General features: G+C 56.0%; 10 protein-coding genes. 5 read left to right on the plus strand and 5 right to left on the minus strand.

The annotated features are described in order from the left end of the window. The first annotated feature begins 15 nt into the window (after positions 1-15). The 4 genes from hpf to npr all read left to right on the plus strand — a co-directional run bounded on the left by hpf (position 16) and on the right by npr (position 2,046). On the plus strand, positions 16-303 hold the full coding sequence (gene hpf / locus L6R44_RS13475; protein WP_008501444.1) for a ribosome hibernation promoting factor: 288 nt from the start codon (positions 16-18) through the stop codon (positions 301-303). An 82-nt stretch (positions 304-385) separates the two neighbouring features. Beyond that, positions 386-877 carry a PTS IIA-like nitrogen regulatory protein PtsN gene (ptsN, locus tag L6R44_RS13480; RefSeq protein ID WP_008501443.1) on the plus strand — a complete coding sequence of 164 codons (492 nt, stop codon included), beginning with the start codon at positions 386-388 and terminating at the stop codon, positions 875-877. A 45-nt stretch (positions 878-922) separates the two neighbouring features. After that, positions 923-1,777, plus strand: a complete 855-nt coding sequence (gene rapZ / locus L6R44_RS13485; protein WP_014885397.1) for an RNase adapter RapZ — start codon at positions 923-925, stop codon at positions 1,775-1,777. Next, complete coding sequence (gene npr / locus L6R44_RS13490; RefSeq protein WP_003861872.1) at positions 1,774-2,046, plus strand: PTS phosphocarrier protein NPr; 273 nt, start codon at positions 1,774-1,776, stop codon at positions 2,044-2,046. Before rapZ ends, npr begins: the two co-directional genes overlap by 4 nt. Before the next feature lie 41 nt (positions 2,047-2,087). Here npr and mtgA read toward each other — a convergent pair whose 3' ends face one another. The 5 genes from mtgA to lptF all read right to left on the minus strand — a co-directional run bounded on the left by mtgA (position 2,088) and on the right by lptF (position 8,347). After that, positions 2,088-2,813, minus strand: a complete 726-nt coding sequence (mtgA, locus tag L6R44_RS13495; RefSeq protein WP_237424499.1) for a monofunctional biosynthetic peptidoglycan transglycosylase — start codon at positions 2,811-2,813, stop codon at positions 2,088-2,090. Continuing rightward, positions 2,810-3,463, minus strand: coding sequence for an isoprenoid biosynthesis glyoxalase ElbB (gene elbB, locus L6R44_RS13500; protein WP_237424504.1), 654 nt, complete (start codon positions 3,461-3,463; stop codon positions 2,810-2,812). Before elbB ends, mtgA begins: the two co-directional genes overlap by 4 nt. Positions 3,464-3,695: 232 nt before the next feature. After that, positions 3,696-6,029 (minus strand): aerobic respiration two-component sensor histidine kinase ArcB, encoded by a 2,334-nt coding sequence (gene arcB, locus L6R44_RS13505; RefSeq protein ID WP_237424500.1) that lies wholly within the window; start codon positions 6,027-6,029, stop codon positions 3,696-3,698. Positions 6,030-6,164: 135 nt separating this feature from the next. After that, positions 6,165-7,247 carry an LPS export ABC transporter permease LptG gene (gene lptG, locus L6R44_RS13510; protein ID WP_032642392.1) on the minus strand — a complete coding sequence of 361 codons (1,083 nt, stop codon included), beginning with the start codon at positions 7,245-7,247 and terminating at the stop codon, positions 6,165-6,167. Continuing rightward, positions 7,247-8,347 (minus strand): LPS export ABC transporter permease LptF, encoded by a 1,101-nt coding sequence (lptF, locus tag L6R44_RS13515; RefSeq protein WP_024906345.1) that lies wholly within the window; start codon positions 8,345-8,347, stop codon positions 7,247-7,249. Before lptF ends, lptG begins: the two co-directional genes overlap by 1 nt. 266 nt (positions 8,348-8,613) lie before the next feature. Between lptF and pepA the strand changes: the two genes are divergently transcribed. After that, positions 8,614-10,125, plus strand: a complete 1,512-nt coding sequence (gene pepA, locus L6R44_RS13520) for a leucyl aminopeptidase (RefSeq protein ID WP_032642395.1) — start codon at positions 8,614-8,616, stop codon at positions 10,123-10,125. Positions 10,126-10,247 lie beyond the last annotated feature (122 nt).

Genomic DNA, 10,247 nt, shown 5'->3' on the forward strand with positions numbered 1-10,247 from the left:
GATAAGGAAGACACTATGCAGCTCAACATCACTGGACAAAACGTCGAAATTACTGAGGCTTTACGCGACTTCGTGAACGCGAAGTTTGCAAAACTCGAGCAGTATTTCGAAAGGATTAATCAGGTCTATATTGTGTTGAAAGTGGAGAAAGTGACTCATATCTCGGATGCCACCCTGCACGTTAACGGGGGTGAATTGCATGCCAGTGCGGAAGGGCAAGACATGTACGCTGCTATCGACGGCTTGATTGATAAGCTTGCGCGACAGCTCAATAAACATAAAGATAAACTGAAACAACACTAATTGTCCGGGCAGTTAACGGGTGCAGGACGGCCTGTTGTGAAACACAACAGGCCATTTGTACAGTTAGCGCTTAGGTGAAATTATGATGAACAACGATTCCGCTCTTCAACTGAGCAATGTCCTTAACCAGGAATGTACCCGCAGTGCGGTTCACTGCCAGAGCAAAAAACGTGCGCTGGAGATTATCAGTGAACTGGCCGCAAAACAGCTTGGCCTGCCGCCGCAGGTGGTTTTCGAAGCGATTCTGACCCGTGAAAAAATGGGCAGTACCGGTATCGGCAACGGCATCGCGATCCCGCACGGCAAACTGGAAGAGGATACCCTTCGTGCCGTGGGCGTGTTTGTGCAGCTTGAAACACCCATCGCTTTTGATGCCATTGATAACCAGCCCGTCGATCTCCTCTTCGCGCTGCTGGTGCCTGCCGATCAGACGAAAACCCATCTGCATACGCTGTCGCTGGTCGCTAAGCGTCTGGCCGATAAAACCATTTGCCGTCGACTGCGTTCGGCCCAAAGTGATGAAGAGCTCTATCAAATTATCACTGAAGCAGAAGGCAATCAGGATGATGCATAACCAGGAGATGGCCTTCACATCTGTTGTCCTGAGGAGAAACGGAACATGGTGCTGATGATTGTCAGCGGTCGTTCAGGGTCGGGGAAATCCGTTGCTCTGCGCGCCCTGGAAGACATGGGTTTTTACTGCGTCGATAACCTGCCGGTCGTGTTATTGCCTGACCTGGCCCGCACGCTTGCGGAGAGACAAACCTCTGCCGCCGTCAGTATCGACGTCCGTAACATGCCGGAATCGCCAGAGATCTTCGAACAGGCCATGAGCAACCTGCCTGACGCGTTCTCGCCTCAGCTGCTGTTCCTCGATGCCGATCGCAATACGCTGATCCGCCGCTACAGCGATACCCGTCGTTTACACCCGCTATCCAGTAAGAACCTCTCTCTCGAGAGCGCGATCGATGAAGAGAGCGACCTGCTGGAGCCGCTGCGTTCTCGTGCCGACCTGATTGTCGACACCTCTGAGATGTCCGTTCACGAGCTGGCGGAAATGCTGCGTACCCGGCTGCTGGGTAAGCGCGAGCGTGAACTGACGATGGTGTTCGAATCCTTCGGCTTTAAGCACGGTATTCCGATCGATGCGGATTATGTTTTCGACGTGCGCTTCCTGCCCAACCCGCACTGGGATCCAAAGCTGCGTCCCATGACCGGCCTGGATAAACCCGTCGCGGCCTTCCTCGACCGGCACACAGAAGTTCACAATTTTATCTACCAGACGCGAAGCTACCTTGAGCTATGGTTACCTATGCTGGAGACAAACAATCGTAGCTATCTGACGGTGGCGATTGGCTGTACCGGCGGTAAACATCGTTCGGTTTACATCGCCGAACAGCTGGCCGACTATTTCCGCTCGCGCGGGAAGAACGTTCAGTCCCGTCATCGCACGCTGGAAAAACGTAAAACATGACCGTAAAACAAACCGTTGAGATCACCAACAAGCTGGGTATGCATGCGCGCCCAGCGATGAAGCTGTTTGAGCTGATGCAGGGTTTCGATGCAGAGGTTCTGTTGCGCAATGACGAAGGCACCGAGGCGGAGGCGAACAGCGTCATCGCGCTGCTGATGCTGGACTCTGCCAAAGGGCGCCAGATTGAAGTCGAAGCCACCGGTCCTCAGGAAGAGGAAGCGCTGGCGGCGGTGATTGCCCTGTTTAACGCAGGGTTCGACGAAGATTAAGGTCTCTTTCCTTCAGGCGGGTGGCGCTGCGCTTACCCGCCCTACATAAGTTTGTTGCTCTCCATAAACCCTTCCCCACCTAGCTGACGCATCTGGCGCATGATCCACGCCTGACGGCTACGCACGTAGCCTGATGGGGCACTGGCTTTAAAACGGATGGGATTAGGCAGAACAGCCGCGAGCAGCGCCGCCTCCGACATGCTCAGCTTGCTGGCGGGTTTATTAAAATAGCGTTGTGATGCGGCTTCGACACCAAATACCCCGTCGCCAAACTCGGCAACGTTGAGATATACGGTCAGAATGCGCTTTTTGCTCCAGACCGTTTCCATGCCCAGAGTTAATCCCGCTTCCAGCCCCTTTCGCACCCAGCTGCGGCCGTCCCACAGAAACAGATTTTTGGCCGTCTGCTGCGACAACGTTGACGCGCCACGCACGCGGTTTTCATGACGTTCGTTATGCGCCAGTGCCTTCTCAATCGCGGCCACATCGAATCCCCAGTGCTCCGGGAATTTCTGATCCTCCGCCGCGATGACCGCCAGCCCCATGAACGGCGAGATCTCGTCCATGCTTACCCAGTCAGAATGGGCGACATAGCCGAAATTACCGCTGAACCACGCGCCGAGCTGGCGCTCAACCATCACGGCAGAGAACGGCACCGGCAAAATGCTGAACACCGCCAGTCCGCCGCCCCAGAACACCGCCAGCACGAGGAAGAGGCGCAAAAGAAGGTATTTCACCCATTTTCCTGCGGAAGCGTGTCGCCTCATTCCGTCAGCACCAGCACGCGGGCTACCAGCTTTTCAATACCTGCGGCAGCTTCTGCGATGTTATTCGCCAGCATATACGCCGGCGTGGTGACAATTTTGTTATCTTCATCAACCACAATGTCATCAACCGGGCACGGAACGTGTTCGCCCCCCATTTCCTCGACGATCTCTGCGGTATCAATATCCGTCCCGATAGTCAGGCGCAGCGGAAAATCAAAAATCCTCGGCAGCATTGCCGGCGCGATGCAGATAAAGCCCAGCGGTTTTCCTGCTGCATGCATGGCCTGCGACAGCGCCTTAAGATGAGGATCGATCTGGCACTCCGCCCCCTGTGCGGCAAAGGTACTGAGATTTTTGGCCGCGCCAAAGCCACCCGGCACAATGAGCGCATCAAGCTCTGTAGGGTCTGCCTGAATAAGAGGATGGATATCGCCCCGCGCAATACGCGCGGCCTCAATCAGTACGTTGCGGGTTTCCGCCATCGGCTCGCCGGTCAGATGATTAATCACATCCGCCTGGTTTTTATCGGGCGCAAAACAAATCACCTCTGCCCCCTGTTTAGCCAGGGCCAACAGCGTAATGACGGCTTCATGTATCTCAGAACCATCGTAAACACCGCACCCGCTCAGCACGACACCAATCTTTTTCATCATGACAATCCTTTTCTGCAACTTGCTGAAGCACATTAATAATTTTGATTAAAACGCTATGCTTCACACATTTCACTGATTCATGTAACAAACCATTTAAGATTTGCTATCTTATCTGCGTGCGGCCTAAATTTTTCAGGCGGCGCCCTTTCGAAAATAACTTTAAAAAACAGGCGCAGCCACGATTTCCCTGGTGTTGGCGCAGTATTCGCGCACCCCGGTTAAGCCGGGGTCATTTTTTTCTGGCGTCGACCCAGGCTTTAAGCACCGCAACATCGTTTTGCCACTCTTGCTTCATCTCTTCAACCCAATCACCCACGTTATCTTCCCATGCAGGTAAATCAGGCGACTGAATCTGTTGACCCAGCTGCTGCAGGTGGCGCAACCCAACCGAGCCGGCTGCACCTTTGATTTTATGACCTTCTTCCACGATGCCCTTCTGGTCGCGCGCCGTCAGGTTTGATTCCAGCACGCTCAGATAGCCCGGCATCATTTTTTCGAACACCGTCAGGCCGTCGGTAATCAGTTTCGGGCCGACCAGATCGATGTACTGCTCCAGCATCGCGGTATCGAGTATCGTTTGGGCTTTTGCGCTATCAACAGACGTCATGGTGCTCTCCTCTTCATCATGGGTATCCCAGAACTTTTTGATCATAGCGGTCAGAGCAGGCACCGCCAGCGGCTTGCTGAGTACATCATCCATACCGGCATCGAGATACTCTTTTTTATCTTTCAGTACGTTCGCCGTCAACGCCACCAGCGGCGGCAGTTCGTCGGCCGCATACTGACGCGTCAGCTCACGCGAGATATCCAGCCCGGTCATATCCGGCAGCTGAATATCCAGCAGGACAAGATCGTATTCGCCCGGTTTAAACATTTCGAGCGCGGCCTTTCCGGTCATCGCGACATCCACGCTATTGCCCAGTTTTTCCAGCACGGAGCGCGCCACGATCACGTTCAGCTCAATATCTTCCACCAGCAGGACGTGCAGGGCAGGCAGCGGCATATCGTCGTTTTCAAAGGTATCTTCTACCTCTTCCGCCACCGCCGGCGCATGCACCGTCAGCGTGAAGGTAGACCCTTTGCCCGGCTGGCTGGCCACGGTGATATCGCCCCCCATACTCTTCGCCAGTCGTTTAGAGACCGCCAGGCCAATGCCTGTCCCGGTCGCCGGTTTCCCGCCGTTGCTGTCCTTCACCTGATAGTACATGGCGAAGATCTTGTCCTGCTCCTCCAGCGGAATACCCATCCCGGAGTCCTCTACCTCGAAGTGCAGCATGTCGCCTTCGTCATAGCGGATGCGTACCGCCACCTGCCCCTTCTGGGTAAATTTCACCGCGTTGCTGATCAGGTTCCACAGGATCTGGCGCAGACGCGTGCCGTCAGTCACCACTTTATGCGGCAGCGGCAGGGTGGGCTCCATAACAAAGCTCAGTCCCTTCTGCTGCGCCTGCAGGCCGGACAGGTTTTCCAGATCGGCAAGGAAGCTGGTGAAATCAACAGGCTGGTTATCAAGCTGAACCTTACGGCGCTCCATCTTATCCATATCAATAATATCGTTGAAGATATTCCCCAGCGTGACCGCTGAGACATGGATAGTCTTGAGGTATTTTTCCTGCTCTGCGGTCAGGTCGGTATCCAGCAGAATACGGCTCAGCCCGACAATGCCGTTAAGCGGTGTACGCAGCTCGTGGCTGATGGTGGAGATGAAGGTGGTCTTGTCGCGGCTGGCGCGCTCCAGGGCATCCTGATAGCGCTTACGCTCGGTGATATCGCGGCCAAAGCCCATCAGGCCGTGGCGTTTCCCCACGCGGTCATAGTAGGGCACCTTACGGATCTCAAAGCAGGCTTTGCGTCCGTCCGGGTAGTCCAGCCACTGTTCATAGGTCAGCGAGACGTTATGGCGGAAGACTTTTTCGTCCGTCTCCATAACCTTGGCCGCCGCCTCTTCAGAGTAAACGTCCTGCGGCTTCAGGTGAATCAGCTGCTTCTCGCTTTTCCCGGTGAGCAGCTCCATCGCCCGGTTACAGCCGGAGAACTCTTTATCTTCGTTACGGTAGAAAACCAGATCCGGCGACGCATCGAGGAACGAGCGCAGGAAAGAGGACTGCTGCTCAAGCTGGATCTGCGTCACCTCGCGCTCTTTCATTTCGATTTTCAGCTGCTCCAGCGTGGCCTGACGCTCGGCCTCCGCCTTCTCACGGTCTGAGATCTCCTGGTTCAGCTGCGCAATGTTGTCTTTGAGCTGGACGTTGAGCTTCAGGTCGCGCTCGCGCATCTCCTCCAGCTTATCGACCAGCTTAGACAAACGCTGGCGGGACTCTTCCAGCTGTTCAACCACTACGGAAAGGAAATAGACCGCCCAGGGCGTAATGAGCAGGCCAAAGAAGATGGAGCGGATGACGTCGATACTCTCGACCTGGCCATGCAGAACCATGGTAACGGCCATTTGCACGACAATGGCCAGAACGACCAGCGCCAGCGCAAGCAGCATGGAAAAACGCACCAGCCCAAGCTTCATCATCAGGTCGACGTAATACTGGGCAAGCATTCGGATTTGCTTCATAGAGGATCCCTTCACGACGTTATCGCTCAATAATACTCAAATTCAGGGCGAGGCGTTGAAGGTTGTGAGAAAAAGTGCGGCGTGAAACAGGAGATTAGCCTCGCTCCCGGTCAACCGGAAGCGAGGAGAGGTGAGTCAGGAGCGCTTCAGCAGCAGCCACAGGCTGATCAGGAGGAAGCTGGCGCTTGGCAGCAGGGCGCCGATAATCGGCGGAATGCCATAAACCAGCGTCAGCGGACCGAAGATCTGGTCGAGCACGTAGAACACAAAGCCGAAGCTGATGCCGGTCACGACGCGCACGCCCATCGGCACGCTGCGCAGCGGGCCGAAGATAAACGACAGCGCCATCAGCATCATTACCGCCACGGACATCGGCTGGAAGATTTTGCTCCACATGTTGAGCTGATAACGCCCCGCATCCTGTCCGCTCGACTTCAGGTATTTCACATAGTTGTGCAAACCGCTGATGGAGAGCGCGTCAGGATCCAGCGCCACAACGCCGAGCTTATCGGGCGTCAGGTTGGTCTTCCACGTACCGGTTACCGTCTGGGAACCGGCGATCTGTTTCGGATCGGTCAGGTCAGATTCATCCACCTGGGACAGGCGCCACTGCTTATGCTCGGCGTCAAACTTCGCCGACGAGGCGTGGCGTACGGACTGCAGGCGACGCTGGTCATCGAAAGCGTAGATGCTCACCCCGCCCAGTTCATCATTCCCCTTCACCCGTTCGATGTAGACGAAGTTTTTACCGTCTTTCGCCCATAAACCTTGCTGAGTCGAGAGCAGTGAGCCGCCGTACATGGCCTGAGCACGATAGTTACGCGCCATCTGTTCGCCCTGCGGCGCGACCCACTCGCCAATCGCCATGGTCAACAGCACCAGTGGGATGGCGGTTTTCATTACCGACAGCGCGACCTGCATGCGGGTAAAACCCGAGGCCTGCATAACGACCAGCTCGCTGCGCTGCGCCAGCATACCCAGCCCCAGCAGCGCCCCCAGCAGGGCCGCCATCGGGAAGAAGATCTGCACATCTTTCGGCACGCTGAGCAGGGTATACATCCCCGCGCCCAGCGCGTCATAGCTCCCCTGTCCGGCTTTTTTCAGCTGATCGACAAATTTGATAATGCCGGAGAGCGACACCAGCATGAATAACGTCATCATGATGGTGGTAAAAATGGTTTTACCGATATAGCGATCAAGAACGCCAAACGCCTGCATTAGATGGCTCCTTTACGCGAGAATCGGGCACGTATGCGGCGCACAGGCACCGTATCCCACAGGTTTAATCCCAGCGCCAGTAAGATGTACAGGCTGTTGACGAACCATGTCCAGACCATAGGGTCCAGCTTGCCCTTCGCGCCGTTAGAACGAATCGAGGTTTGCAGCAGGAAATAGATCAGATAAAGCAGCATCGCCGGCAGCATAGAGAGCACGCGCCCCTGGCGCGGGTTCACCACGCTCAGCGGGACGACAATCAGCGCCATCATAAACACGGTGAAGACGAGCGTTATGCGCCAGTGGAACTCAGCGCGCGCTCTGTCGGTATCGGTATTCCACAGGGTACGCATGTCCATTTGCTCGGTATCCGTGGGATCGAGCGCCACCGCCTGGTGGCCGATAATGGCCTGATAGTTCTGGAAATCCGTAATGCGGAAGTCGCGCAGCATCGCGGTGCCTTCGAACCGGGTGCCTTTGTTCAGCGTCACGATCTGAGAACCATCTTTGCGCTGAGCAAGCTGACCGGAGTCTGCTACCACGACTGATGGACGCGCGTTACCTTTCGGACGCAGTTGCGCCAAAAATACGTCGTTGAATTTACTGCCGTCAACGCTCTCGATAAACAGCACGGAGTTGCCGTCGGTCGCCTGCTGGAACTGCCCCTGGGCTAGCGCCGCCATGCCGGGGTTGGCTTTCGCTTCGGCCAGCACTTCGTCCTGATGACGGGAAGACATAGGGCCCGCCCACATCACATTCACCGCCGCAACGATACCCGTGAACAGCGCCAGTATCATGGCCGCTTTCACCAGTACGGCTTTGCTTAGGCCGCAGGCATGCATCACCGTGATTTCACTCTCGGTGTAGAGTTTCCCAAGCGTCATGAGCAGGCCAAGGAAAAGACTTAGCGGCAGGATGAGCTGCGCCATTTCCGGGATCCCTAACCCAAGCAGGGAAAGCACCAGATTTGTTGGAATTTCGCCGTCAACGGCCGCACCGAGGATCTTAACCAGCTTCTGACAGAAAAAAATCAGCAGCAGGATGAAGAGGATCGCCAGTTGGCTTTTGAGCGTCTCCCGCACCAGATATCTTATGATTATCACTTTAAATACGCCCGTAAAAACCCGTCTCTTTGCAGGAATTTCGCTTGTTTCATGGCTTAAACGTCATTTATTCTCTTGAGTCGTCGAAATCATCGCTAAGATTAAAACATCCAGCGGATTCACGCTTCAGGACTTTTTCTGACGTGTCGAAACCGTAGTAACGTAAGATTAACACGAAGTCACCACAACAGCGGACATGAGTTACGAAAGGTTTCAATTCTATCCGTAGCAGCCGCCGTTGTCTTTAAGATTCAGGAGCGTAGTGCATGGAGTTCAGTGTAAAAAGTGGTAGCCCGGAGAAACAGCGGAGTGCCTGCATCGTTGTGGGCGTCTTTGAACCACGCCGACTCTCCCCGATCGCCGAACAACTCGATAAAATCAGTGACGGCTATATTAGCGCCCTGCTGCGCCGTGGCGAACTGGAAGGCAAACCTGGGCAGACGCTGTTACTGCACCATGTTCCGAACGTACTGTCAGAGCGTATTCTGCTGATTGGCTGCGGCAAAGAACGCGAGCTGGATGAACGTCAGTATAAGCAGGTGATTCAGAAAACAATCAACACACTGAATGATACCGGTTCAATGGAAGCCGTCTGCTTCCTGACCGAGCTGCACGTCAAAGGGCGCAACACCTACTGGAAAGTGCGTCAGGCGGTCGAAACCGCAAAAGAGAGCCTGTACAGCTTCGATCAGCTGAAAACCAACAAAAGCGAGCCGCGTCGTCCGCTGCGTAAAATGGTCTTTAACGTACCAACCCGTCGCGAACTGACCAGCGGCGAACGCGCGATCCAGCACGGTCTGGCAATCGCTGCCGGCATTAAAGCGGCGAAAGATCTCGGCAACATGCCGCCTAACATCTGTAACGCGGCGTACCTGGCCTCTCAGGCGCGCCAGCTGGCCGACGCCTACAGCAAAAACGTCATTACCCGCGTCATCGGCGAACAGCAGATGAAAGAGCTGGGCATGCACTCTTACCTGGCGGTCGGTAACGGCTCACAGAATGAATCCCTGATGTCGGTCATTGAGTACAAAGGCAATCCGTCCGAAGACGCGCGCCCTGTCGTGCTCGTCGGTAAAGGCCTGACCTTCGACTCCGGCGGTATCTCCATCAAGCCAGCCGAAGGCATGGACGAGATGAAATACGACATGTGCGGTGCGGCGGCGGTTTACGGCGTCATGCGCATGGTCGCGGAACTTCAGCTGCCCATCAACGTGATCGGCGTCCTGGCGGGCTGCGAAAACATGCCTGGCGGCCGCGCCTATCGTCCGGGTGACGTCCTGACCACCATGTCCGGCCAGACCGTTGAAGTGCTGAACACCGACGCCGAAGGCCGTCTGGTCCTGTGTGACGTGCTGACCTACGTTGAGCGCTTCGAGCCTGAAGCGGTGATTGACGTCGCGACCCTCACCGGTGCCTGCGTGATTGCGCTAGGCCACCACATCACCGGCCTGATGTCGAACCACAACCCGCTGGCGCACGAGCTTATTGGTGCCTCAGAGCAGGCCGGGGACCGCGCGTGGCGTCTGCCGCTGGGTGACGAGTACCAGGATCAGCTGGAGTCTAACTTTGCGGATATGGCGAACATTGGCGGACGTCCTGGCGGTGCGATCACCGCGGGCTGCTTCCTGGCGCGCTTCACCCGCAAGTACAACTGGGCGCACCTGGATATCGCGGGCACCGCATGGCGCTCCGGTAAGGCCAAAGGCGCAACCGGTCGTCCAGTGGCGCTGCTGTCGCAGTTCCTGCTGAACCGTGCGGGTTTTAACGGCGACGAGTGATGTAAAGTGCCGGGGGGGGGGGGGGGGGGGGCAACGCCCCCCCACCCCGCACAAAAACCCCGCGGGGGGGGCCCCCCCCCCCCCCCCCCCGCTTTATAAAAACACCCACACACCCCACAAAA

It is taken from the genome of Enterobacter cloacae complex sp. ECC445, assembly GCF_021892025.1.
Taxonomy (GTDB): Bacteria; Pseudomonadota; Gammaproteobacteria; order Enterobacterales; family Enterobacteriaceae; genus Enterobacter; species Enterobacter chengduensis.